At 43.2% G+C, this 25,271-nt stretch carries 20 protein-coding genes, 4 tRNA genes and 1 pseudogene; 4 read left to right on the top strand and 21 right to left on the bottom strand.

All coding sequences use genetic code 11. The features are described from left to right. Nucleotides 1-10 precede the first annotated feature (10 nt). The 7 genes from BLCOC_RS08410 to pdxA all read right to left on the bottom strand — a co-directional run bounded on the left by BLCOC_RS08410 (nt 11) and on the right by pdxA (nt 7,165). Nucleotides 11-505: a TRAP transporter small permease gene (locus tag BLCOC_RS08410; protein ID WP_115625002.1), complete on the bottom strand. Its 495-nt coding sequence runs from the start codon at nt 503-505 to the stop codon at nt 11-13. An 85-nt stretch (nt 506-590) separates the two neighbouring features. Further along, complete coding sequence (locus BLCOC_RS08405) at nt 591-1,658, bottom strand: TRAP transporter substrate-binding protein (RefSeq protein ID WP_115625001.1); 1,068 nt, start codon at nt 1,656-1,658, stop codon at nt 591-593. Between the two features lie 16 nt (nt 1,659-1,674). Then, the gene (locus BLCOC_RS08400) at nt 1,675-2,736 is read right to left on the bottom strand and encodes a uroporphyrinogen decarboxylase family protein (RefSeq protein WP_115625000.1); all 1,062 of its coding nucleotides are present in this window, start codon (nt 2,734-2,736) and stop codon (nt 1,675-1,677) included. Nucleotides 2,737-2,764: 28 nt separating this feature from the next. After that, entirely contained in the window at nt 2,765-3,808 is a 1,044-nt protein-coding gene (locus tag BLCOC_RS08395) for a zinc-binding dehydrogenase (protein WP_115624999.1), read from the bottom strand. Further along, complete coding sequence (locus BLCOC_RS08390) at nt 3,805-4,851, bottom strand: zinc-dependent alcohol dehydrogenase (RefSeq protein ID WP_115624998.1); 1,047 nt, start codon at nt 4,849-4,851, stop codon at nt 3,805-3,807. Before BLCOC_RS08390 ends, BLCOC_RS08395 begins: the two co-directional genes overlap by 4 nt. Beyond that, nucleotides 4,805-6,115 carry a four-carbon acid sugar kinase family protein gene (locus tag BLCOC_RS08385; protein ID WP_115624997.1) on the bottom strand — a complete coding sequence of 437 codons (1,311 nt, stop codon included), beginning with the start codon at nt 6,113-6,115 and terminating at the stop codon, nt 4,805-4,807. Before BLCOC_RS08385 ends, BLCOC_RS08390 begins: the two co-directional genes overlap by 47 nt. Nucleotides 6,116-6,124: 9 nt before the next feature. Next, nucleotides 6,125-7,165, bottom strand: a complete 1,041-nt coding sequence (gene pdxA, locus BLCOC_RS08380) for a 4-hydroxythreonine-4-phosphate dehydrogenase PdxA (RefSeq protein ID WP_115624996.1) — start codon at nt 7,163-7,165, stop codon at nt 6,125-6,127. 218 nt (nt 7,166-7,383) lie between these two features. Between pdxA and BLCOC_RS08375 the strand changes: the two genes are divergently transcribed. Further along, a complete protein-coding gene (locus BLCOC_RS08375; protein WP_115624995.1) occupies nt 7,384-9,183 on the top strand; it encodes a sigma-54-dependent Fis family transcriptional regulator in 1,800 nt (599 codons plus the stop codon). 70 nt (nt 9,184-9,253) lie between these two features. On the opposite strand, the gene BLCOC_RS08370 is transcribed toward BLCOC_RS08375, so the two are convergent. The 13 genes from BLCOC_RS08370 to BLCOC_RS08310 form a co-directional block, all read right to left on the bottom strand. Further along, a tRNA-Met gene (locus BLCOC_RS08370) sits at nt 9,254-9,327 on the bottom strand. A gap of 32 nt (nt 9,328-9,359) precedes the next feature. After that, nucleotides 9,360-9,432, bottom strand: a tRNA-Val gene (locus tag BLCOC_RS08365). 38 nt (nt 9,433-9,470) lie between these two features. After that, nucleotides 9,471-9,544 (bottom strand) — tRNA-Met (locus BLCOC_RS08360). A 31-nt stretch (nt 9,545-9,575) separates the two neighbouring features. Continuing rightward, nucleotides 9,576-9,648 (bottom strand) — tRNA-Val (locus BLCOC_RS08355). Nucleotides 9,649-9,961: 313 nt separating this feature from the next. Continuing rightward, nucleotides 9,962-11,515 (bottom strand): response regulator, encoded by a 1,554-nt coding sequence (locus tag BLCOC_RS08350; RefSeq protein WP_115624994.1) that lies wholly within the window; start codon nt 11,513-11,515, stop codon nt 9,962-9,964. Continuing rightward, the gene (locus BLCOC_RS08345; RefSeq protein WP_165907208.1) at nt 11,508-13,280 is read right to left on the bottom strand and encodes a sensor histidine kinase; all 1,773 of its coding nucleotides are present in this window, start codon (nt 13,278-13,280) and stop codon (nt 11,508-11,510) included. Before BLCOC_RS08345 ends, BLCOC_RS08350 begins: the two co-directional genes overlap by 8 nt. Nucleotides 13,281-13,354: 74 nt before the next feature. Next, nucleotides 13,355-14,671 carry an extracellular solute-binding protein gene (locus BLCOC_RS08340; RefSeq protein ID WP_018593603.1) on the bottom strand — a complete coding sequence of 439 codons (1,317 nt, stop codon included), beginning with the start codon at nt 14,669-14,671 and terminating at the stop codon, nt 13,355-13,357. A 159-nt stretch (nt 14,672-14,830) separates the two neighbouring features. Further along, nucleotides 14,831-16,009 (bottom strand): M20/M25/M40 family metallo-hydrolase, encoded by a 1,179-nt coding sequence (locus BLCOC_RS08335; RefSeq protein ID WP_115624992.1) that lies wholly within the window; start codon nt 16,007-16,009, stop codon nt 14,831-14,833. Between the two features lie 20 nt (nt 16,010-16,029). Next, a complete protein-coding gene (gene dcd, locus BLCOC_RS08330) occupies nt 16,030-16,551 on the bottom strand; it encodes a dCTP deaminase (RefSeq protein ID WP_115624991.1) in 522 nt (173 codons plus the stop codon). Between the two features lie 201 nt (nt 16,552-16,752). Then, entirely contained in the window at nt 16,753-18,051 is a 1,299-nt protein-coding gene (locus BLCOC_RS08325; RefSeq protein WP_115624990.1) for a TRAP transporter large permease, read from the bottom strand. Nucleotides 18,052-18,067: 16 nt separating this feature from the next. Continuing rightward, on the bottom strand, nt 18,068-18,559 hold the full coding sequence (locus BLCOC_RS08320) for a TRAP transporter small permease (RefSeq protein ID WP_018593607.1): 492 nt from the start codon (nt 18,557-18,559) through the stop codon (nt 18,068-18,070). Between the two features lie 70 nt (nt 18,560-18,629). After that, the gene (locus BLCOC_RS08315; RefSeq protein WP_115624989.1) at nt 18,630-19,703 is read right to left on the bottom strand and encodes a TRAP transporter substrate-binding protein; all 1,074 of its coding nucleotides are present in this window, start codon (nt 19,701-19,703) and stop codon (nt 18,630-18,632) included. Nucleotides 19,704-19,995: 292 nt separating this feature from the next. Then, complete coding sequence (locus BLCOC_RS08310) at nt 19,996-21,120, bottom strand: CdaR family transcriptional regulator (protein ID WP_115624987.1); 1,125 nt, start codon at nt 21,118-21,120, stop codon at nt 19,996-19,998. 337 nt (nt 21,121-21,457) lie between these two features. On the opposite strand from BLCOC_RS08310, the gene BLCOC_RS08305 reads away from it, so the two are divergent. From BLCOC_RS08305 to BLCOC_RS08295, 3 genes and pseudogenes are all read left to right on the top strand, one after another. Next, on the top strand, nt 21,458-22,657 hold the full coding sequence (locus tag BLCOC_RS08305) for a uroporphyrinogen decarboxylase family protein (protein WP_115624986.1): 1,200 nt from the start codon (nt 21,458-21,460) through the stop codon (nt 22,655-22,657). Between the two features lie 170 nt (nt 22,658-22,827). Beyond that, nucleotides 22,828-23,040: pseudogene (locus tag BLCOC_RS08300) on the top strand (replication initiator protein A); the annotation flags it as partial. Nucleotides 23,041-23,373: 333 nt separating this feature from the next. Next, nucleotides 23,374-23,601, top strand: coding sequence for a hypothetical protein (locus BLCOC_RS08295; RefSeq protein ID WP_115624985.1), 228 nt, complete (start codon nt 23,374-23,376; stop codon nt 23,599-23,601). A 128-nt stretch (nt 23,602-23,729) separates the two neighbouring features. Here BLCOC_RS08295 and BLCOC_RS08290 read toward each other — a convergent pair whose 3' ends face one another. Next, nucleotides 23,730-25,193 (bottom strand): GntR family transcriptional regulator, encoded by a 1,464-nt coding sequence (locus BLCOC_RS08290; protein ID WP_115624984.1) that lies wholly within the window; start codon nt 25,191-25,193, stop codon nt 23,730-23,732. Nucleotides 25,194-25,271: the final 78 nt, after the last annotated feature.

The following is a 25,271-nucleotide window of genomic DNA, read 5'->3' as shown; positions in this document are numbered from 1 at the left end:
CAATGTCCTCCTATTCAGTCTTTCTCTCTGTTTCTGCAAGTTCCTTTTTCTTAACTGCATAAATAAAATCTTTAATCGCTATCAATGTCATGCAAAAAAACATAATTGCCATAGAAGCATCGATATATGTGTACTGTATACGCATTAAAGTTGTAAATTTTGCGCTCCCCTGTCTGGTAAACTCAATTGTCAAATAGAGCAAAACCCCATTTATGATCACAAGAAAAAATCTTTTCAGATAAAAGACCATATTTTGAATATTTCTGGGCAACATGAGTACAAATGCATTGATAGATATGATTTCCTTACTTTGATAAATAAGAACTGTCCCTAAAAAAACTGCGTAACAGAAAAAAATATAGGAGTATTCCTCTGCCCATTTTATAGAGCTGCTCAGTGCAAAGCGTAAGATAACATTCACAGCTATCAGACAAATCATACTTACCAGTGACAGACAACCGAATACGCTACAAGCACGCGTGATCCATTTATCTATCTTATCCATAAGAAACCTCCTTTTTCAGCAGCCGATTCATGAGATGACCATGCCATGTATCGGCTGCAGTTAGTAAGATTTTGATCAATTTTTGTCAATGTCCAAGTATCTCCATGCATTTTTCATAAGTTCCTTCTGTAAAATCCATTTTACTATAGGCTGATTTAGTCGCTTCTGCCCATTCATCTTTATCCTGTACCTCCACAAAGGTCACTCCCTCAGATTCCAAAAACTCACGCTGTTTGATATCATCTGCTTTTACGAATTCAATGGAATCAGCACATACTTCATCAACTGCCTTTTGGATGTTACTCTGAGTATCCTCAGGCAGTGTATCAAACCATGTTTTTGACGCGGATACACCTATAAATGCATGGATATGTTCATCCATTGTAATATAAGGACAGACTTCATAAATCTTAGTTCCCACTATAGAACCCAGTGGCGCTTCACACATATCTGCCACACCTGTATTTAATGCAGAATAAATTTCTGACCATGCTACTGTTGTCACATTACCGGTAATAGCCTCACACATGGCATACCGCATAGGCGTATTGGCTGTACGCATACACACACCTTTAAAATCACTAGGAGAATCAGCATCTGGTCCTACTTTATGGATCACATTTCTGCTGCCGAAATAAATAGTACCCAGGCAGTAAAGATTAGATCCACCTAAAGTATCCATCTGTTCCTTCCACCAGTCAGACTTTTCCAGAGTTCTCATTTCTTCAGGCTCATAAAAGAAAAACGGTCCGTCCAGAATACCCAAATCATATGCATAGGACGCATAAAAATCCATAGTTTCAAAGCTAAAAATATTAGCCCCCTGCTGTACCATCTCGTTCACATCATTACTTGTCCCAAGTTCGCCATTATAATATCTTTCTACAGTCACCTGCCCTCCCGTATATTCATTTATCTTATCAGCCAGAATCTCCATCTGCTGGCCAATGGCTTCTTCTTTGCTCATAGATGTAGCCAATTTTAATACATATGTTCCGCTTTCCTCTGTCTGCTCTGTTTTCTCTTCCTGCTTTGAATCGGAGGGAGATTTTTCTGTCTGCGCTGTGGAATCATTTCCTGTGCCGCAGGCGGTCAGGGACAATATCAAAGTTAAAATCATACAAACAGCCACTGTTAATTTTATCCTCTTCATTTTTTTCCTCCTGTATTTAATAAATATATCTATATTTTTCCACTGCTTCGCTCATAGCAATTACATTTCGGGGTGAGCACCATCCGGGAACACTGTTGGAATCCGCAAGGACATAACCACCTCCGGGTCCAAAAGTCTCAATTCTCGTCCGTACGTCTTCGTATACCTCTTGCACAGATGCATCAAACAAAATATGGTTGATATCAATATTTCCTACCATGGCCAGTTTTCCTTTATAGTTTTTTAGCAGCCAATCCTGATCTATAGATCCGCGTTCTATTGGATGGATTGCATCCACACCTATCTCAATAAGATCATCAAGGACCAGAGAATAATTCCCATCACTGTGATAAATAAAAGGCTTTTTAATTGGTTCCATAGCATACTTCATTCTATCTTTAAAATACTCACGAAACATCACAGGCGAAATAAGCATAGATTTTGTATACGCGATGTCATCTGCAGTCCAAAAATAATCAAACCCCAACTCCATAAGATTTTTATTGAACCGATGTGTCCAGTTGGTATACATCTGAATGCATCTCTCAAAGGTGTCATCCTCCTCTGCAATCATCATAGCGATGTTATCCATTCCAAGACTCAGCAATGTTGGAGACGCTCCAAGACGAATTTTAGCACCGACGGCAAATTCATAGTCTCTGCACATATCTACCATATTCTTAATCTCTTCTAACAATTTTGAATCATCCGGATCCGGCATGGCCTCTTCGCATTGTCTCAGCACATTCCCACTGTCAACAATTCCACCAGCCACACAGGCATCATTACCTCTGATTTCCTTTTTTACAAACATGGGCGGTATTACCTGGATCGTCATAGCATCCAGATTTAACTTTTCCGCTGTTTCCGGTATACAACAAAACACAGGTTCCACCTTTGCCTCCTCTGTTGGAGAACCAAGCCATCCCGCATTATTCAATCCATTGTATACAGGAAGTGTGATTTCATGACCAATGATTGCTTCTTGTACGTTTTGATATAGAGAAATAAGCGCATACGGCACTTTATCCGGGGTTCCGCCTTTTATAGCTGTTAAAAATCTTTCTTTTTTATTCATATTGCCTCCCAATATAATTCTGCTGCTGTCATGGTATCAATATAAGCTTTCCGGGTATTCCCATTTCAATATCTTTAAAAGCTTTTTCATAATTCTTCAGCGGATAAATACCACCAATCATTTTATCCAATTTATACTCCGGAGAATTGAGGATTTCAATACATTCATCCCAGGTTTCATACATCAGACGTCCTGTCACTCCATATACCGATGCCTCTTTGTATATAATATCATTTGTCCAATCCAGCGTAATATCCTTTGAGGGAAGGCCCACCACCACAAAAGTGCCATTTTTTCTCAAACAGGCAAAACCTGATTTTAGGGCCTGATTGTTTCCAGTATAATCAATCACTACATCCACCCCCATACCTTCTGTCTCCTGATAAATGATATCCTGAAGTTCTTCATCTTTCGTATTAACTATAACATCCGCCCCAACCGCTTTAGCTACTTTTAATTTTGAATCGAATAAATCTGCACAGAATATCTTCTTTGCCTTTCTTACCTTTGCCGCACCAACTGCCATTAATCCAATCGGGCCAGCTCCATAGATGAGTACGGTCTGTCCTGTTACCTCTGCTCTTGATACACCATGGACCGCTACACCCATTGGTTCCAACATACACCCATGCTCATAGCTCAGTTCATCATGCAGCACATAAACACAGTCAGCCGGAAAGGAAATATATTCCGCAAAACACCCTGCTGCATGTACACCGATAATTTTCATATTCATGCAATTGTGCCTCCGGTTTGATCTGCACATATAGCATTCATTACATGGTATGTGTGTTTCACCTGCCACCCTTTGTCCAGGATGAAATTCAGTAACCTGTGAGCCTGTTTCCACGATATCTCCTGCAAATTCATGTCCAAATACCATAGGCAGTTTTAAACGAGACTGCGCATAGGGCGTCCAGGAAAAAATATGCTGATCGGTCCCGCAAATAGCCGCAGCGCGCACCCGCACCAGTACATCCCTGGGTCCAACTTTAGGAACAGATAAATCTTCATGCCAGACAGCTCCTGCTTCCGGCCTATCCTTTACCACACCGCACATGACATCCTTCATTCTTTGCCTTCTCCCTTCCTATTCTTCCACTCGAGAATAATTTTAATGATATTTTCTTTCTTTTCAGCAAGCATTTCCATTGCCTTTTGTACATCATCCATAGACATACGCTGTGTAACAAAGGAGGACAGCCTCTCATCCGTCTGAACTACCTCTAAAGCATCTTCAAAATCGCCGGTCTGGTAAATCTGACTTCCAAAAATACGCTGCTCTCGAAATACAATTGAATAGCAATAAAAATTTATTGGTTTTGTAATCATAGCGACCAGACCGATTTCTCCTCCTTTTCTGGTCATCTGTGAAGCCTGGTCTAAAATCATGGATGCTCCGGCAGCCACAATACAAAGATCAACACCTTCTCCGTCTGTAATCTGCATAGCTGCCTTTACAGGATCTTCCGTAAATGGATTTACTGCAAGATCAGCACCAAATCGCAATGCCTGATCCCGATTGTAAGCGGCTGGGTCACTGCATACTATCTTCCCAACCCCCCTCTTTTTTGCAAGATACAAGGTCATCAAACCAATCGTTCCGCAGCCGATAATCGCCATTGTCTTTATATCTTGTACACTCGCCCGTCCAAGAATGTGTGTGGCTACAGACAGCGGTTCTGTCAGTGCTGCCCTGGAGAACTCCACATCATCATGAATTTTGTAAACAGTTTCCTCAGGCGCAGGAAAATATTCCACAAAACATCCAATCCAGTCATCTGTTCCAGGCGCTTTTCTCTGCTCACAAATATTTTCCAATCCACGTTTGCATGTCAAACATTTACCACAACTGACGGATGGATTTACAGTCACCCTGTCACCTATCAGGAATTTTGTTACACCTTCTCCCAGCTCACAGACCGTACCTGACATTTCATGCCCCAGAATAACGGGCGGCTTCCGAAACGCATGGACTCCCAGAAAAAGATGCAGATCCGAACCACATATTCCTACTGATTCAATTTTTATAAGCACTTCTCCTTTTTTTGGTACAGGTTTGTCTATTTCACGTATTTCCGTTTGCTTTACGCCTGTTATGTACGCTGCCCTCATAATTTTCCCCCTTGCCTTCCACTAATTTATCCGCAATTTCAGTTAATACATTTTCTGCGCCAAATCCTCCTGATTTTGATACAATCTGCAGATTTTTATCTTTCCATTTAAGTCTTGACAGCACCACCCCCTGACTAAGTTCACAAACAGGTATAAATTCAGGATTTTCCACAGTCTTCATAAGTCCCATGAGTGTATCCCCTCCGGTCATAAATATCGTGTAATCTACTCCCTTCTCGATAAGATAGCGAACTATTATGCTATGGCATTTTGTTATAGAGAATCTGATTTCTTCCGTATCAATACCCATCGTCTGTGCATATTTTCTGGTCTCCTCCTTTCTTCTGTCAAAAGTATCAACAATGACCCGAGGATTAAAAATGCATTGTTGATATACTTTTTCCAGAAATTCTTTTCCCTCCTCTGTTTCATAATATCCAATATCCAATTTCTGACGTGGTGTCAGACTGATTCTTAAAAAACCACTTTGCTCCGCATATATAACCTGAGTTTTCGTAATGGGATTTAAACTTCCACAGGCCACATACAGCCCTTTCTTTTTTTCATATTTACGATAAACAGTTCCCTCAAGTCCCAGCGCCGCAGGCAAAAAAGCTGCAAATCCGGCACAACCGGCCAGGTAACTGAGTTTTCTCTCCTCCTTCAGTTCCTGTATACGCACTTCTATGTCTTTATTTGACCCTGCATCAAAGATTATTATTTTTTTCTTTTCCTTTATATAGGCCTCCTTACTCTCCATGCGCTCAATACATTTCACCTTATTTTTAGCAAAATCCCCCAAAATAGCCGGAAGATAAGAAAAATGCACGGGTTCAAAAGGATCTTCTTTAAACGCGCTCCTTTCCAAAGGGACATCACCAATATAATGTATGCCGTTTAAGGTTACCCTCCCAATATCAGGAAAAGCAGGAATGAAATACAGATTTTCTTCTGATGCATCTACAACTGCACTTAGCTCTGCACCAACATTCCCTCTGAGCGCTGAATCTGTTTTTTTATAGATGATAGGAATACTGAAACGAATGGCCCATCTTGTCAACTGATAGACTGCACTGTAAGCGTCTTCTGCTTTCATTGGCCTAGTCTCCAAATCCACCACCAGAACACGTGCGGTTTCCGACACCTTAATCTGCTCTGTCCGTGAGCCTATTATTACCTGAGTAATTATCCCTTTCTTGGCAAACTGTATTCCCGTGTCCAGAGCACCCGTAAAATCATCAGCAATTATCAGCATTTTTACCATGGTTTCACCCTATCTGTTATTGGCGAATCTGACAGCATATTCTATGGCATTAGCCAAACTCCGTTCATTTGCACTGCCATCACCTGCATGTCCAAATCCTGTTCCATGATCTACAGAAGTACGGATGATCGGCAGTCCCAATGTAATATTTACACCCGCCACTGCATCCCACTTCTTCAGAGTTTTATTGTAAACAAATCCCTTAACCTTCAGCGGAATGTGCCCCTGGTCATGATACATGGCAACTACAATATCATACCAGCCTCCCAGAGCTTTGGAGAAAACTGTATCAGGAGGAGTTGGCCTTAATTCTGGTATATTGATACCCTCTGCTACGGCAATATCAATTGCGGGTTGGATCTCTTCAATCTCCTCCATACCAAACATACCATTTTCCCCACAATGGGGATTAAGCCCAGCCACACCAATCTTTGGTTCTTTAATCCCCAAAGCTTTACATCCTTCATCTGCAATGCGAATAACCTCCAGAACCCTATTTTTCTTCACATTATCACAGGCTTGACGAAGAGATACGTGAGTCGATACATGCACTACCCGCAGATTCTCATGGGCCAGCATCATTGTATACTTATCTGTATCTGTGTAGTGAGCATAAATTTCCGTATGACCGGAATAATGATGACCAGCCAGATTAATGGCTTCTTTATTTATCGCATTTGTTACAGTTGCATCCACTTCCCCCTCCATAGCCAGCTGAATAACTTTCTCCACATAACGAAACGCAGCCTCACCACATTCGGCAGTCACTTTACCATAGATACGCTTTTTTATATCTATGATTTTCATGTCATAGACATCTACCGTACCATATTCAAATTTTGCATTTTTTACATCTTCAACCGTATTAATTTTTAATTGATTCTCATTTCCGGTAATCTTTATTGCCTCCTCGATGCAAGCTGCATCTCCGATAATAAGAGGACAGCACTGTTCATAAATTTCACGCCTTGCCAAAACTTTTACAGAAAGCTCCGGTCCATTTCCAGCCGGATCTCCCATAGTAATTCCAATTATTGGTTTTTTGTTCATCATATGCCTCTCCATCGTTTTATTATGAAACACAATTAATTATTTTTATGTTCTTTTTTATATATTACTTCGTTATTCATATGTTATCAATAGTCCAGTATAATTAAATCGTATCTTTTTGAAACATTTTTATTTTTTTCCTTGTCACATATACTTTTTTAATGTAAAATAAGTATATGGTTTCATTTTAAAACATTAATTAAAATAAGAGGATATATATGAAGAAAACAAAGATATTAGTAGTTGCCCCTTATGAAGGCATGGCAGAATCTATAACTGCTACTGCTCAAAGAAGAAAAGACATTGATTTAACGGTACAGATTGGTGATTTAAGTATAGGACGGAAGATTGCACAGGAACTGGCGCACAATAATTATGATGTCATTATTTCCCGAGGCGGTACAGCCGATATGATTCGCGCCGCAGTAGAACTTCCGGTAGTAGAGGTTGCCATCTCCGTATACGACATACTTCGCGCTATAAAAATGGCGGAAAATTATTCCGGCAAGTTTGTCATCGCGGGTTTTCCCAGCATTACCAACTGTGCCCACGTATTGTGTGATCTGCTGCAGTATAACATTGATATCATCACCTTTACCAATGAGACCGATGCTGAACCGGCTCTGCGAAATGCTATGGAACACGGATGCACTCTGACTCTATGCGATATGATCGGTTCAACTGTGGCCCAAAAACTCGGGCTGAATTCAATCCTTCTCTCCTCCGGCACAGAAAGCATTGATACAGCCTTAAATGAAGCTGTTAAGCTGGTAAATTCTTCTCAGTATGTCCATAAACAAAAAGATTTGTTTCAGGCCATACTCACAGAAGGTGAAAATGATTTCCTGATCTATGATGCCTCCGGTACGCTTTGGTTCTCGAGTCTCTCCGCAAGTGACATGGATTCCCATCTGATGAACCTGGTCCATTGTTATTTGGATTCTTTTCTCCAAATCCCTGATCAGACAGTGGAACGGCAAATCGATCATGAAACCGTCATTCTCTCCAACAGACACCTGCTATATGAAGAACATACTTACACAACGATCAGTATACAGAAGAAAAAAGCGCTATATGAACCTGAAGACAACAGCATATCCATTTATAATAAACCCGACCGACAACCCAGTGATTTTATCACTTACTACAGTAGTGCAAATAATGTAGGCAGTGTAAAGCAATCCATTACAGAATACAGTAAAACAAATCAGCCCGTCCTGATATTGGGCGAAACCGGAACCGGAAAGGATAAAGCCGCACATCTTTTATATGAAAACGGTCCCTATGAGAGCAATCCGCTCTATACGATAGATTGCCCCCTTATGAATGAACGCAAATGGAATTCGCTAATAGGCAGTGAAAATTCTCCTCTGACTCACGTACACACCACCATATACATCAAAAATCCCGGAGCACTAAATAAAAACCAGCTTTCCAAATTGTTTACCTATCTGGAACAGACTGACCTGCATAAGCACAACCGACTGATATTTTCACTGGTAACCAATGAAAAGGCTTATGCTGAAACGGAAACAGTTTATAATTATTTGGCAAACCATCTTTCATGCCTTATTTTAAACCTTCCGCCGCTTCGGGAGCGCAAAGAGGATATACCCAGTATTTCTACATTATATATCAACAAGCTTAATGCTGCCCTTGGAAAACAGATCATAGGATTTGATGGGGATGCTATGGCTATTATGAAGGATTTTCCCTGGAAAAATAACTTAGATCAACTTAAAAGAATCATTAAAGAGCTTGTGGTGATCACACCTACCTCTTATATTTCTGTAGAAAGTGTTAAACAACTGCTCCGCCGGGAAGAACCTTATATTCCTGCTGCCCCCGCTGATCGTGCTATGTCCATAGATTTGAAACAATCTCTGGATGAAATCAATTACCAGATTATTAAATTAATATTAAACGAGGAAAAGGGAAACAAAGAAAAAACTGCCCGGCGTCTTGGCATCGGACGCAGTACACTGTGGCGAATATTAAAAAGTAGAGAAAACAATTGAGAATAGAACCAAATATCACAAAAGAGGATTTTCAACTCAATAAAATAAGTTGAAAATCCTCTTTCTATAGTAGCGAGAGGGGGACTTGAACCCTCGACACTACGGGTATGAACCGTATGCTCTAGCCAGCTGAGCTATCTCGCCGTCTGTAATCCTTCTGCTTTTTGGCAAAAGAATGGGACCTATAGGGCTCGAACCTATGACCCTCTGCTTGTAAGGCAGATGCTCTCCCAGCTGAGCTAAGATCCCATGACTTTTATTTGATTGTATGCTGCTTGTACAGCAAGTAGCGAGAGGGGGACTTGAACCCTCGACACTACGGGTATGAACCGTATGCTCTAGCCAGCTGAGCTATCTCGCCATGTGTAATTCTTCTGCTTTTGGCATAAGAATGGGACCTATAGGGCTCGAACCTATGACCCTCTGCTTGTAAGGCAGATGCTCTCCCAGCTGAGCTAAGATCCCATTTTGTTTTACAGTCTTTGCCATCGCTTGACTGCTTTGCTATTATAACCTTAAATTGTGTCAAATGTCAATACCTTTTTTTCAAAAAAATACAAAAATCTCTTTTTCTTCCATCTCTAATATCTGGCAGCCGCAAAGCATGGAAATTTCGGATATCTTCACCGGAATTTCAGAGGAAGGGTACTGTATTGATCAGACCGTTTCCTCCGTATTCCTCCTTATATCTCCTTATGTCACAATATCACCCCTTCTCCAAAATCCTCTCCTGGCTCTTTGCCTGAAGCTCCAGCATAGGACGGTAAACGCAGTCTCTCTAAACCGCCCTGGATTTCTCTCTGTATTTTATAGGCGACAGGCCCGTCTGTTTTTTAAATGCCAGAGAGAAATAATTGATTTCATGGTATCCCACAGCCTGCCCAATTTCCCCCGCTTTCAGATCTGTGCTCTCCAAGAGCTGTTTTGCTTTCTCCATGCGGCAGAACACTATATACTCATTACATCCTTTCCCTGTAAATTTTTTAAAGAGCTTTGAAAAATAATTGGGTGAAAGATATACCTGCGCAGCTAAACCACCCACTGACAGCTCTTCCTCCAGATGGTTCTTGATGTAGGTTTCCACTTTTCTCACAATCTGGTGGCCGCCCTCCTCCTGATAGAATAATTTTTCAATATAATCTTTTGTATAAGAAAAAATCTCTTTTCTCTGGCTATGGAGGATCATATAAGAAAAAGAATCCAGATTTCCCTTCTTCTCCTCCCCGCAATTACTGACAACTGCAAAATACAGGGTGGATACCAATTCAAAACAGCATCTGCGCACTACCGAGTCAGACACATTATAAGAATCCGAAGCAATTTCAAAGATATCCATGATCCGGGCTGCCTCTTCCACATTTCCCAATTCAACAAGCATCTTGTTTTTTAACTCTGTAAAAGTATCCATGAAAAGCCGGCGTCTGTTTTTTGCTTTGACTGTCTGGGTGACCTGCTGGAGCGGCATGGATGACTCTATGAGATATTGCGCACTGTTGTAGGAAATACAAAGCTCCTCCGGCTCTGTTACAACACTCCCCAGGACAGCCTTCACACGAATGTCCAGTTCTTCCCGCAGTACATTGACGATCTCCTCCGTTTTTTCCACGGCCTCCATATTGCTGTTATCTCCGAACAGCAAAAGAAGTGCCCTGTCCTGCCTGTCGAAAAACGTGATTCCTTCCTGATGCGCGTCGAGAAGTCCCATACAGATATTGCGGATCGTCATATTTAAAAGTCCTTCGGCAATACCGTCTTTTTCCTCATCCTGTATTTCACATATGAGGATCACCAACTGCATGGTCTTGCCGCTCTCAATGCCATAGGCTCCGGCTGCGGATACCAGATCTTTTGCATTCTGGTCATAGATCAGGCCTCTCATGATGTTCTCCAGGATTTCCTGCTGACGGCTTCCGGCAGTGCGCAGGACTGCTTCCTGCTCCTTCTGTTTTCGCTTCTCTCCTTCCAGTTGTTCTGTCAGTTTACGGATTTCCTTTTCAAGGGTCTTCTCGTCTACGGGTTTTAAAAGGAACTCTTGGACCTTCAGTCTGAGACATGTTCTGGCATACTCAAAGTCATCGTATCCGGTAAGCACCAGCACCTTCATTTCCGGCAGGATCTCCCTGACCTGCTCTATCAGCTCGATCCCTGTCATCCGTCTCATATTGATATCCGTTATCATGATTTCAGGCTGTTTTTCGGCAATAATTTCCAATGCCTTCCTGCCGCTGGACGCTGTATAGACCTCTCCGATTCCAACCTGCTCCCATCGGATCGTATCTCGTATCCCTTCACGTATCATCTTCTCATCATCTACAACGATTGCTTTATACATGATCTTCTCCCTCTGTTTTTTGCTTTCCCGCAGGAAGAGTAATCTCCACCGTAACCCCTCCCTCTTTATTCATTTTATAATACAGTCCATATCCTTTTCCAAAAAGCAGTTCGATTCTCTTATGTACATTGCGGACGCCATATCCAAAGTTCTCATCATACTCTGATATGGACGCGTTTATCCTGTCGATCTCCTCTTCTGTCATGCCGATACCGCTGTCTGAGACAGAGATCACGGCGCTCTCCCCTTTTACTTCCGCACCTATCACTAACTTACCTCTCGTCTCATCTTCTATCCTGATTCCGTGATATATGGCATTTTCCACGAGAGGCTGCAGAGTCAGTTTTGGTATCTGAAGGGAATACATTTCCGGCGCTATCCTGAACTCACTCTCAATTATCGAACCATATCTCAAATTCTGGATCGTCAGATAACTCTCAATATGAGCAATTTCCTGTTTCAGAGGTATGATATCCCTGCCTTTGCTGAGACAGAGCCTGTAATAGTTGGCTAAGGCTTTTACCATAGTAGAAACCTGTTCATCCCCCCTGGATGTAGCCTGCCAGTGGATACATTCCAGTGTATTATACAAAAAATGCGGTTTTATCTGATCCTGAAGGGCATTAAAGCGAATTTGCTCAGCCTGGTGCTGCTCAAACTTTACCCGGTCCACAAGCTCTGTCATCTGGTCCATCATATAGTTGAAGCCCTGCTCCATCTGCTTAAAATCCTCGCCTGTATTGTCAAGGGTTATCCTATGTTCCAAATCCCCTTCAGAAACACGTCTCATACCGTTCACCACCTTTTCCACTACTCTATAGGAATAGCGGACCAGACGGCTGCCTGCCGCTATGCCGGCTATGACCATCAGTACAATACATACACACAAAAGAGCCACTGTTTTGAGACTGTCGTTGTATAAGGCTTTATAAGGGATCCTCCCCACAAGATAATAATTCCATATGCCCATTTTCCGGTACACAAACAGAGACTTGTCTTTTTTAAACTCCCCTTTTTCTCCCTGAAGCTCCTCCATAAAGGCAAATCCCGTGCCCAGCAGAGATTTATCACCGGCGGAGAAGATTTCGCCGCTGCTGTGAACCATCATGATTTCCAGAGGCATCTGCGCGTGATCGGTATCTGCCATACGCTCCAGAAGATTTCCCCTGATGTTGATGCAAACCATACCCAATAGATTTTTTACATGGTTTACATCGTAAAGGGGGGAATATAAAGTCATGGAATACTCTTCCCTGCCATTGTACCGGTCTGCGTAGCTCAGGATCACATCTCCTTTTTTTGCCAGCGTGCCTGCCTGATAGTCTTCCCGGATCTTTCTTTCTAATCCGGCGTATTCCAGTGATGTCTTTCCTTTATATGCGTACTCCTGTGTCCTCACATTTATGATCGCCATGAAATTAATATTGGACTGTACGTTCATATTATTGTGGATGGTCTGTCTGACCTGTTCCAGAAGCTCCGGCGCTGTCCTGTCTTTCTGCTTGAGAAATGATTTTACCTGTTCATCCATCATAAGTCCTTTTGCCATATCATAATATCCGGAAAGACTCATCTGATAATCATTTGCCAGGGTTTCCATCTGTATCTCCGCCAAAGAACCTGATTTTTCCGTAACGATTTTTATAGAAGAAAAAGTGGATATCCCCAGTACGCACAACGTGGTAACTGTAATAGCCAGTGATATGAAGATTTTTATTTTCTTATCAAAATTATACGACATGTATTTTTTTATCATTCTTCTCATTTTCTTCCTCATCTGTACGTGTTTACGCCGAAAAAGGCATGAGATTCCCCATGCCCTTTTCTTCTTATTCTCTTTTACTCTTCTTTATTTTCCTTCAGATATGTCTGCATAGCCTCCTGCAGTGTGGCATTTGCCTCCTGTGGTGTAACAGCCAGACCGAAGATTTGCTGACAGGTATCCTTGTGCACCTCTGCCACTGTGGGCGGCATATACTGGTCATAGAAAATCTGCATATTACTTGCTTTGTTGGCTGCTTCCAGAATTTGTTTTACCACAGGATCCTTGATAAGTTCCCCTGCATTCTTAACCGGCGGTATTTTGTTTTCTTCCACCATCTTCTCAATTATCTCATCATCATAATAATATTCACACATTTCAAAGGCAGCTTTTAACTTTTCGTCTTCACAATTAAATGACACAAAATAACCGCTGGTGCCGATCTGTATGGAGGCATCCGCATCAGAACCATCCACAGCCGGGAAGGAAAACCATCCTATTTTCTTATAAAATTCCTCATTATCACTCTTGAATGTTCCCGTATTCCAGGAACCACCCAGAAACATAGCTGCTGACTCCTGATAGAGCAATTGCTTTGCCTGCCCGTCATCCTCGCTGAGACTGTTCACACCCTCCGGAAAATATCCCTTTTTAACCCATTCCTGAATCTTTTCTCCCGCGTACTCAAAACTTTCATCCTCAAAAGTACCGCTTCCGTCAACTGCCTTCTGAATAGGCTCCAGACCGCCTTTTCTCGTTGCCAGGCTCATAAAATACATGGAACCTGTCCATTTTGACGCATTCGCCAGCGCGAATGGGGTGATTCCATTTTCAACCAGAGTGTCACATACCTGCTCAAGCTGGGAAACGGTCTGGGGAACCTCCAGGTTGTATTGTTCAAATATCTCTTTGTTATAAAATACACCGCTGATGGTCAGCTGCATAAACGGAAAAGCATATAATTCTCCGTTATAACTGGACTGTTCAATGGCGCTGTCAATGATCCTGTCTTTTACAGGACTTGCGTCCATAAGATCCTGGATCGGCTGTGCGTAGCCTGCCTCAATGTATTCCTTCATAGGGCCGCCCACCCAGGTGACATATACATCGGGACATTCATCCGCGCTCATGGAGATCACAAGTTTTTCTTTGTATGTATCATTCTGGATTGCCTCACTGGTGACATGATATCCGCTGTCTGTTTTCTCATTGAACTTATCCACAGCATATTTGAGTATGTCTTTATCCGGATTTTCTGTTCCGATATTCCAATACACGATTTCTTCTTTTCCCTTATCTTTCGCCGCAGACGGCTCGTCTTTGCCTGAACAACCCGCACAAAGAGACATTACCATAGATACGATCACTACAGATGCCGCAATTTTCTTTTTCATTCTTTTTCCTCCCTGATATACATTTGCTCATACCTGTTACTGTCCTTTATTATATCAGGGCCGTTCAGAAAAATATCTTAAATAAATCCGCATCAATCTATAATAATCAGCCATCTTATTACAGAAAAGAAAAAAATCACCAGATATAAAATGCTGTTTTTACAATTTCCTGTATTTTTTATGGTCCTCTTTTATCCGTGCCATCACTTTCGGCTCTGCCGCCAGCTTATAGCCCAGACCCGCAATGATTTCCGCCCCATCTCTTAATACCGTTCCTGCCGCCTCTGTATGCAGAAGCCGCTCAAATTCCCTGTCGTGGATCACAATCTCTTTCTTTCCCCCTGTAATGTCTATCATGGGATGAAAGACCGGTATTTTCATATTCACATTGCCCAGGTCCGTGGAGCCGCCCGGCCCCTTGGATCTCACTGTCTTTCTTCCCGTATCCAGAAACAGTTCCCGCATTATGCCATCCATATGATCGTTCCAGAAGATTTCCCCGTAATCAGGATACCGCTGGCACCATTCCACCGTAGTTCCAGCAGCCATAGCTGCTCCCTCTGCACAGGTTTCGGATATCTTGTTGAGTTTCCACAAATTCTCCACAGTGGCAGCCCGGTAATAATAATCCAGACACACCTCATCCGGAACAATATTGGGAGCTGCTCCCCCTTTTGCCACAATGCCGTGGAACTGACAGTCCTTTGTAATGTGCTGGCGCCACATATCCATGGCCTCCATAAAGAGGCGGGCAGCGTTCAGCGCGTTCAGGCCCTCCTCTGGACAGGCGGAGGCATGGGCGGCTTTTCCGTGGAATGTAAAATATCTGTCATTGGATGCCAGTACCTGAAAATAAGTGACATTCTCATTGTTCAGATGTACCATGGCCGCATACTCGTAGCCGTCAAAGCCTCCGTTCCCGGTCATATAACATTTTCCGCCTACAAACTCCTCCCCCGGCGTGCCTATGAGATCGATCCGCATCGGCAGGTCGGGATATGCCTCCCGCAGAGCAAGTGCTCCCAGTATGCTGATGGCACAGCTATAAGAGTGCCCACATGCGTGTCCCACCTCAGGCAGAGCGTCATACTCACACAAAAATGCTGCTTTTGGTCCCGTAAAATCCTTTTTTGCCTTGTCTACAGCCAGAAAAGAGTGGGGCATCCCCGCATACGGCGATGTTATCTCATATCCCATTTCTTTTAGAAACCTTGTGATATACTCACAGGACTCCTTTTCCTCCCCGCTGATCTCGGGGTGTTCTGTCAGATGATCCGCAAGCATCCTGGCCTTATCAAAATATTTCCCAACCTGATCCTTAATCGCTTTTTCTATCATATCCTTCTCCTTAAATCCTGTTATTTTTCAAAATCCTGATACATTTTGCTGGCCTCAACCCCTGTGTTATTCTGATATTTGTCGCTCTTATAGAGGTCATATTCGCCGTCAATGTCATGGTAATAGATCTGACACACCTCCACATTGGGGTATATCTTCACCGGATGGATGCAGAATATCTCCAAAGTCCAATGTCCCGCAAAGCCGATATCCCCAAATCCCGCACTCACATGGATGAAAAGCCCCAGCCTGCCTGTAGAAGAACGGCCTTCCAGCATAGGCACATAATAATCTGTCCTGGTATATTCCTGCGTTCTGCCAAGATACAACTTGTTCGGCTCCAGAACCAGCCCGTCCTCGGGAATGGTCAGCTTTTTAACCGGATTGGGTTTCTTCATATCCAGAACCGGTGTATCGTACACCAGAAGCTCATCTGCCAGTGAAAGATTATAGCTGTTGGGATTGATCCTTTTTTCATCAAAGGGTTCAATTATAATTTCCCTGCCCATGTGTTTCCTGATTTCTTTTCCTGATAATATCATTGTTTTTATCCCCCAATACTGATTTAGATTCCTGTAATCAAAATACTGTCTTGAGTATATCATTACTGCATAAGCTCTGGCAAGAGCATCCCCTCACGGGGATATCTGCCGGACTTATGCTGTGCAAAAAAATGCTGCCTGATACCATGTTGGATACCAGACAGCAGACGCATTTAAAATAAACGTCATGAAAAATAAATATCAGGAATAAAACAGATTCGGCAGCCATGTGGACAAAGCCGGACAGAATATGATCAGCAGTAGGACAAGGAACATGGCCGGAAGATATTTGGCGCACTCTTTCGTCACTGAAGATACCGGCAGTCCTGACACATCTGACATGACAAACAGACATATTCCAAAAGGCGGTGTGACAATGCCCGAAATCAGGGCAACGGTCATCATCACGCCAAAATGTACCTGGTCCAATCCCAGATTATTGATGATCGGCATAAAAATAGGCGTGATCAGCAAAATGGCGGCTGTAGTGTCCATGAAACACCCAACGATAACCAGTATGACAGCCAATACAAGCAGAACGAACACCGGCCCTGCCGAATACAGCGGAGACAACATATTTTGCAACACCGTGGCAAGCCCTTCTTTGGTGATGATCCATGTGAAAAATCCTGCAATTGCAATGATCAGCATAAAGGTTCCCGATGTCTCCACCGCGTCCTTCAGCGCCTTCATAAAGCTTTTGAATGTCAGCTCTTTATAGATGATCCCCAGAATAATAGAATAGTCGATAGCCACGATCGCCGCCTCTGTGGGTGTAAATATGCCTGTGGTGATACCTCCGATAATGATGACCGGCGACATCAGTGCCGGAACTGCTTTCAGCAGTTTGATGGGGATTTCTTTTGTCGGAATTTTGGCAACCGGCCAGTTTTTCCCCTCTTTAGTTGTCCTTGACTGAACAAAGATGGAGACCATCAGAGCCAGTCCCATGATAATGCCCGGTATGAGGCCTCCCAAAAATAATTTACCTGTTGAGATTCCCGCTGAAGCGCCCAGAACCACCATGGCGACAGAGGGAGGGATCAGCGGCCCTATCACACTGGATGAGGCTGTGATACCGGCAGAAAAAGATTTCTTATATCCAGCCTTGTTCATCATTTTCATCTCAATAGCTCCCAGACCGCCGGTATCTCCCACTGCCGTTCCGGACATGGAGGCAAACATCATGCTTGCCACAACATTGGCATAGGCGAGTCCGCCTTTAAATCTTCCCACAATGGCAAGGGCCGCGTCAAAGAGACGTGTTGTCACTCCGGCAGAATTCATCATCCGGCCTGAAAGAAGAAAAGCCGGAAGCGCGATCAGCACATAGGAAAACAGGGGTGTTGTCATAGAATGAGGAAGATTGACAATGGAGACAGATCCCCCCTGCATCAGAAGATATACAAGCCCGGGCAGCCCTAATGCAAAGGCTATGGGCATTCCAATAAAAAGTAAAATCAAAAATGTAAGAAGCAGTATCGTTATGTTTAGTCCCATTTTTTTCTCTCCTCTCTCAGCCTGTTTCCGTTGTGTAGGTGCCCTTTACCATCTCGATCAATTCCACTGTGTAGACACAAACCATATAAAAAGAGCTGAACAGTATGGGTATATAATAGAGATTTTTAGGCAGATCCAGGTTGGTACTGGAGTGCCCCATCATTTTCGGCTGTAAGATAATGGCTCCAAAAAACATGACCGCCAACAACAGAATCATCAAAGCTCTCTGGCATATCAGTAAAATCTTATTGGCCTTTGGTGATAACTTTGTCGTCAGAAAATCCGCACTCACATGCTTCTTGTTCATAGCCGCCACGCTGGCCCCGCAAAAGGCCAGGTAGATAAAGAGAAAAGTACATAACTCTTCCACCCAGTTTAACGGGCTGTTGAAAAATTTTCTGCAGATAACCCCCGCTGTCACAGAGATCATGATCACCAGCATACAGACAACCCCCATATACCACTGGACCGTACCGCCGATTTTTATAAATTTTTTCACAAATTTCATAGCTTACCACCTCCCAAATATCAGACTGCCGCAGCCCCATGGCCGCGGCAGCACATCCGCGTTCAGTTGATCACTCAGCAAGCGCTTTTATATCTTCAAAAAGTCCCTTTTTCCAGGCGCCTTTTTCCTCCAGTTCTGCGGCTTTGTCAGCGATCACATCAGACATTTCCTGTATGGCTTCCTCTGACGGAGTGGTGAAATTGGTCCCCTCGGATTCCATTGTCTTTTTGTATTCCTCGGATACCTTTTTCACTTCATCCGTATACCAGTCTCCTGCATCATTGGCAGCTTCTGTCAGCACTTTTCTCTGCGCACTGCTAAGCTCTCCATACAGGGCATCGTTCATATAAACTGCCGCGTTGTCACGGATATGTTCTGTCAGGGTGACCTGTTTTGTAGGTTCATAGAATTTCATGGTGTAAATGGAATCCAGAGGAGATTCACATGCGTCCACAACGCCCTGCTGAAGAGCAAGGTAGGTCTCCCCCCAGGCTACCTGTGCGGTTCCCAGTCCAAGCGCAGTGGCAGATTCCATATAAGACTTGATGTCCGGCACACGCATTTTCAGGCCTTTTAAATCTCCCAGTGACTGAATTTCTTTGGAACAGGAAATAGATCTGGGAGATCTGAGCCAGTTATTGGCCACCACACGGATTCCCTGCTGGTCAATGAGCTGCTGCTCCATATTCGCATTGATATCGCTCTCCAGGAATTTTCTGTAATGATCTTCATCCTTAAACAGGAAAAACATGGAGGTTACCTGCGCGTCATCTACAAATGTAGAGAGCCAGGATCCGGCATCCACGAACATCTCCTGGGTTCCCAGAGATACTGCCTCCATCTGACTGGTAGCATCCCCAAGCTGCGCCGCCGGGGACACGGTAATGGTGATCGTGCCGCCGGATTTTTCTTTTACCTCATCTGCCATTTTCTGCATTGCCAGAGTGACTGTATCCTCTGCCGCCTGAATTCCCCCGGCTGTAATGTCAAAGGATTTATCCTGACTGAAATCATAGGATTCCACATCCACCTCTGACTGTCCGCTGTCCCCGTTATCTTTCCCGTCTTTTCCTTCCCCGCAGCCTGACAGCACCATGCCAAACACAGCCATACTGAAACACATACAAACCAGTTTTCTTTTCATTTGCTTCCCTCCATTTTAGATTTACCTTATCCTTTTAGATTTTCTTAGCTCTCAGTTACCCGTTCCTGCCCTTGTCTGATTATCTGTTTCTGCACCCCGCATAAAGCAGAAATTTTCAGTGATTTCACTCAGTTTACAGGTAATTCTTTTAAAGTTATTGTACATTATCGCTAATTTCTTTACCATAACACCACAGCATAAAAATATATTTGATTTTTGTGTTATCAGCATAATTACCGCACTGTGCTGCCTGGATTCCGGAAACAAATGGGACAACGGATCTTACAGACTGCTACGCCCTGTTATTTTTGATAAAATAATGGAGATATTCCAGGAATTCCCGGTCTGCCACCTGCTGCATGGGATTTACTCCCAGAAGTTCCCTTATCTTGTTAAAGCGGAATACCAGCGTATTTTTATGTATATAAAGTTCTTTGCTGCTGGCATTGAAATTATAGTTATTTTTCTGCAGGGATTCCACCACATCCAGTATGTTCTCCCTGCCCTTATCATCCAGGAGCCGTTCATAAACCCCGTAAATATCCCGGTATTCCACCATAGCGATCAGTGATTTTATATACTCGCTCACGTGTTCATAGAAAAAGCCGATCTGTCCTTTCACACGGTCCCTCATCCAGATACAGTGCTGATAACCGATCCTGTATTTTTCAAAGCGGTTCTGAAAAGTCCCAGCAAGAAACTGGTATTTAGCCCCTGCCATATCCAGGTAATTTTTGCAGGAGGCAACCGATTCCGCAATGATCTCTTTGTACTGGCAGAGACTGGCGGGATCCGGCTTAAAGCTTTTGAAAATGATCACATTTTTATCCTGCACAACAGATATAATATCCTGATGACTGTACAATGCGCTCTCCTTCAGCTTTCTCAGTACTGTGGGCATATCTGCCATCTCATCCAAAAAAAGAAGGACCGGCAGCCGTACGTAGGATTCCTCCCATCCCAGTGTCTCTGCATCCTCCCTTAATTTTTCAACATCAGCAACCTCATTTGACAAAATGCCGTAAATAAACCTGTCCTTCATGCTCTTTCGCTTTGCGTTCATCTCATGCTGTGACTCAAATTCATACATGGTCTCAATGGCAAATTTCATCACCTTTGCAATATCCCGCACCTCATCCGGCTCGCCGGTCACACCTATGGCTCCTGTTCTCTTTCCCCTGTGCTCGATGGGCAGCATTACGCCTGGCTTTACCCCCAGGTATTTTCCTCCGTCCGGGACATCAATGATCTCCTCGTCACCATGAATGATCCAATATGCCACCTCGTGAAAATTGCCGATCCGCTCTGCGTCTTTGCTGGCTATGATCACCCCTTTTTCGTCCATGATATTGATATTGTATTCCGTAGACTCTCCCGCTTTTTTAATAAATTTTTCCGCCAAAAAATTATCCAGCAATCCAATCCCTCCATTCTATCTGTTTCCAATTCCAATCTCAAAAAAGATTCCCGTCTGCAAAAGAGACAGGCCGCTGCCCGAAATTTAAATGCGCAGACCTACTGTATAGTTACCAGAATTCATTTGTATTTCATGATAACATTCCGAAAATATCTTGTCCATAGACAAAAGTTTTCTGGAATATTTTGGTATGTCTTTGTGTTTTCACGACACAATTTCCTGCGCCTTTTTTGTTTTCCTGTCCCATGGGAAACCTTATTTTTTTATGCTATACTCAACAAAAATCAAGCACGAATATCCATCTACCCCGCAGTGGATAAAAGTAAAGGAGGATTTTATGACACCAAAAGAACGGATACTGGCTGCGCTGAACGGGCAGCCAACGGATACTCTGCCTTTCATTCCACGTCTAGATATCTGGTACAATGCAAATGCCGGAAATGGTACTCTTCCTGCGCCTTATCAGCATGCAACCCTGAGGGAGATGGTGGATGATCTGGGGCTTGGCTATCACGCCATTATTCCTGATTTTAAAGATTTTACAGACCCGGAGCAGGGGGATCTGGATGTGGGACTTGGAATCTACCACTTAAAAAAATATCCTTACCGGATAAAGCTCCATAATGTAAAACGTACGTATGAGCGCAGCGGTGACGGTATTCTCAAAGTAAAATACGAAACGCCCAAGGGAGACATTACCACCACTGTAGTCCATAGCCAGGACATGAAAAAAAACGGAATAACTCTGTATGTTATAAAAGAACACGCCATTAAATCCAAGGATGATTATCCTGCCATGAAATATATTTTTGACAACATGGAAGTGATTCCTGACTATGACAATTATACTCATTTCCAGCAGGATTTCATCGGAGAACGGGGTGTTGCCGTGGCATTGTCTGCCATGTGGGCATCTCCCGGACATTACCTGATCAAAGAGCTGATGGCATTTGATACCTATTATTATGAACAATATGACAATCCGGATGAGATGAACGAATTCATAGAGCAGATCACGCCTTTTTGCAGCAAGCTCTTCGATGCCGCATTAAACAGTCCCGCTGAGGTAATACTCTCCGGCGCCAATTATGATACCTCATTTACTGCGCCGTCTATGTTTGAAGAATATATCATGCCCGCCTTAAAGGAACAATCCGACAGGGCACACGCCCGCGGCAAATTCCTGGCCACCCACACGGATGGTGAAAATACAGGGCTTATGGAGCTTTACCTGAAATCAGGATTTGACATTGCTGATTCCATCTGTCCTGCTCCCATGACCAAAATTTCTCTGGAGGACACACGGCGTATGTTCGGCCATACCTGTACAGTCTGGGGCGGCATCCCTTCCATTTCCGTGCTGGAGGATTCTATGAATGACCTGACTTTCAAACGGTTTGTGGAAGAAAAGTTCGAGAACCTTGGAAGAGGGGACCACCTCATATTATCCGTTGCGGACACAGTGCCCCCTGCCGCCAAATTTGACAGGATCTTATATCTGCAAAAAAAGGCAATGGAGTTCGGTCCGGTCAAATAACAGAGAAAAAAACCGCGTGGCATATTAGCTGGTGCCGATTAAGGGAACTAAAAAATAATAAGGCAGACGGCTAAACGGGCAAGGGTTTAAGGCAACATGCACGAAAAGGGACACTGTTTTTACGGTGTCCCTTTTTTCGGGCAGCCGTCCCCAGGAAAGGGGGCGAAAACATGGCCGAGCCGGGCGCATTGGAATACTTCTATGGCACCGAGGCAGAGCAATATACCTTTTACCCGATTCCCAAGGTGTTGTTCACCGCCCCCGGTTTCAAACAGACAACTGGCGACGCGAAAATTCTATATGGCTTGATGTTGGACCGTATGGGGCTTTCCGTACGCAACGACTGGCTGGACAAACAAAACCGGGTGTTCATCTACTTCACAGAAGCAGGACCAGGGCCGCCCCACCAAAATCTATGTCAAGAACTTCATTCGGAGGGAGGAAGTCAATCAATACTGATAAGAATAATACTGAATTGAATGATACCGATCCATCTATCTATCCGGCAGCAAGGCCAGCCTCAGGGAAAAGGCGACGTTTCGTTCTGCCCATGAAGCGGATCTGCTGTTGCATGAATCAGCCAAACGGGCCTTTAACGATTTAGGCACAAAGAAACTGCCCACGGTCAAAATTTTGCAGGCGGAATATGCTGATTTGCTTGCAAAGAAGAAAACGGCTTATGAGGATTTAAACGCTTACGAAAAGAGAGCCTGGAATTGCAGATAGTCAAGGCAAGTGTAGACGCACTTCTGCGTATTGAGAGGTACAGGACTACGAACAGGAAAAAGAGAAAAATCAGAAGCAGGACAGGTAGAGCCGCACTGTGGTTTTACCGCCTTGTCTACCTAAAAGCAAAAGCCGGGAATGGTGTCAGGGGCGCGCCGTGGCGCGTTCATTTTACCCTTGACACCGTTCTCGGCTTTTGCTATGTCCTTGACCTTTAAGCGTCCGCCAGGGCGCGGCAGCCACCATGCTCTGCATGGTGTTCTGCCCACACACTTCTGTGTTGGGCCGGGGGCTTGGGGAACTCCCCAACAAGCGGAAAAGAATATCCTTTTCCATTGCTTGCTAACTAATATTTTTCTGGAACCCGAATATTAGCTACATGATAAAATTTATACTTTTCTACCATATGCTTCTTCATACGACTCAAATTGTAACGATAACAATCTGCTATGCTATCCGCAAAGGCGTCTGCATTACCTTCCCTTAACTGTTGAAGCGCAAGAATGACTTGCTTGTTGAGATGTGAAAGTGTATGTTTCTTGGACGGATAATAAGCAAAATGGTGTCCCCATTCAAGAAGATGATTGGTTTCAGACAATATAATATATAAAGGTTCTAACGTGGTATTTCTCATTATGGCTTTCAAAATATCCGACAAATAAATAGAGTCAAAAGAGGTAAATCTATCTGCCAACTCGTCCAGTTCTTCTTTAGTAAACTGTGGAGCTGCAGCTAAAGCGGCAGGACGAATAATTAGTACCATTAACTGCAAAGCGTGAAGGTAACGTAGTGCTTTTTCTACATATCCGGAATTAAGAGCCAACCGATGAAGTTTCGTATCATCCGGTTCTATCACTATAGTGCCTTTACCATTTAATGTCTTTACGAAACCTCTTTGCTCGAGCTCTGATAATGCCTTTCTGACCGTCGATATAGAGACCTCATACTGGTTGGCCAGTTGCTTTTCATATGGTAGAAACATTCCAACAGAATACTCTCCAAGACCGATTTTTAAATTCAAGTCATCAACAATTTTTGAGTAACAATAATCCTGACCACGCATGGGGTTCCATGAAAACCTCAAACCAGTTTGTGAATGACATTTTGGGGTGGCCTCTGACAGATAATTTAAGGTATTTTCAATGAATTCCGTAAGTTTCTGATACATATTTGAGAGCAAGTTGTACTTTATGTGTGGATCATCGCCTTTTAAGACATCTGGAATGACATTGGCTACAGATACCGCTTCCTGTGAAAAATGCTTAGAGAAATAAGTACACTCTTCTGTAAAAAATGTAAGTTTATTATAAAGGCCAAACGTAGAGTAGAGTTCGCTGAATAGGGAATTACCGCCTATTCTTAATATCTCGTATCCTAATTTAGAGGGAGGACGCCATCCACCAGCAGTATATCCTAAACGCAATGCTTTCACAGCCTGTTTATAGTAAGGCAGTACCTCCACATCACATCCCTGTAAGGAAAAAACCAAAAGTGAAGGCAGTATTAGAGCAAAAGTTTGATATACCTGTAAAATACATTCCTTTTGTTTTAGAATCTCAAGAACAGTGCTTGATGAATTACAGGTATCTTTTGTTGAAACAACAATCGGCGCAAGGCGAGGCCGGATATCAACCAGTCCTTCCGCTCTCAATGCATCGAAAACACGGTTAATCGTATACCTGCTAACATGGAATTGTTCGCAATACATCCTTGAAGATGGCAAAGCATTTCCATGAGGTATCTGTCCATCTAAAATACACTGCTTAATTTCATTATATACAAATTCAAATTTTGTCTCTTGTGGTTTCATAACTCGCCTCCTATCTGTCTGATTATATCATGATGAGTCTATTTTGTCAGTATAAAAAGCGCTTACCTATTTGTACAC

The organism is Blautia coccoides, assembly GCF_034355335.1.
GTDB classification, from domain to species: Bacteria; Bacillota; Clostridia; order Lachnospirales; family Lachnospiraceae; genus Blautia; species Blautia producta.
The sequence above is the reverse complement of the archived record's forward strand: the minus strand, read 5'-3'. Positions and strand labels throughout refer to the sequence as shown.